The organism is Hydrogenophaga sp. 2FB (assembly GCF_005503365.1).
Lineage (GTDB): Bacteria > Pseudomonadota > Gammaproteobacteria > Burkholderiales > Burkholderiaceae_C > Hydrogenophaga.
This window is the reverse complement of the sequence record NZ_SCML01000125.1, coordinates 1-1077: the sequence shown is the minus strand read 5'-3', so window position 1 is coordinate 1077 and position 1077 is coordinate 1. Positions and strand designations below refer to the sequence as shown.

At 69.0% G+C, this 1077-nt stretch carries 1 protein-coding gene; it reads right to left on the bottom strand.

Going from position 1 to position 1077, the window contains the following annotated elements; genetic code table 11:
- Positions 1–48: 48 nt before the first annotated feature.
- The coding region (ocd, locus tag FFS09_RS30500; RefSeq protein ID WP_137922648.1) for an ornithine cyclodeaminase at positions 49–1077 on the bottom strand (1029 nt) is incomplete at its 5' end.

Here is a 1077-nt window from a genome sequence, read left to right as displayed (position 1 = left end):
CCCCTGGATACGCGCCAGGGGGCTGGGCGGATTCAACCGTGCGTTGCCTCAGGCGGCCAAGGCGAGTTTGCGCGGCGCGCTTTTGCGCAGCAGGCCGAACAAGTCCTTCGGGTCCGCCAGCGCGGGAATCAGCGGCAGTTGCTGACCCAGGTGAAGTTCAGCCGCTGCTTCGTTCAGGAAGCGCAGGGCCGAGTAGTCCTCGAGCGCGAAGCCCACGGAATCGAACAGGGTGACCTCGGTGGCATCGGTGCGGCCGACCGCGTCGCCCGCCAGCACGTGCCAGAGTTCGGTGACCGGGAAGTCGGCGGGCAGGTGTTGCAGGTCGCCTTCGATGCGCGTCTGCGGCTCGTACTCGACAAACACGGAAGCCTTGCGCAGCACGTCGGGGTGCAGCTCGGTCTTGCCGGGGCAGTCGCCGCCCACGCCATTGATGTGCATGCCGGGCTCGATCAACTCGGGCGTGAGGATGGTGGCATTGGTCTTGTCGGCGGTGACGGTGGTGACGATGTCCGCGCCGCGCACGGCCTGGGCGATGCTGTCGCAGGCGATCAGGCGCAGGCCGGCTTCACCGGCAAGGTTGGCCATCAGCTTGCGCGTGGCGGCCGCGTCGGTGTCGTACAGCCGGATCTCGTCGATGCCCATGAGGTGGTGGAACGCCAGCGCCTGGAACTCGCTCTGCGCGCCGTTGCCGATCAGCGCCATGCGGCGGCTGTTCGGGCGCGCCAGGGCGCGCGCGGCCACCACCGACATGGCGGCGGTGCGCAGCGCGGTGGTGAGCGTGAGTTCGCTCAGCAGCACGGGCACGCCAGTGGCCACGTCGGCCAGCACGCCGAAGGCCATCACGGTGGGCAAGCCGGCGCGGGTGTTCTTGGGGTGGCCGTTGACGTACTTGAAGGCGTAGGTGGTGTCGTCGGCGATCGGCATGAGTTCGATCACGCCGTCGGCCGAATGGTTGGCCACGCGCGCGGACTTGTCGAAGGCGGGCCAGCGCAGGTAGTCGGCATGGATGGTGCCGGCCATACGGTTGAGCACGGCGGGCAGACCGAGGCGGTGGACCAGGGTGGCGACGTCCTGGGC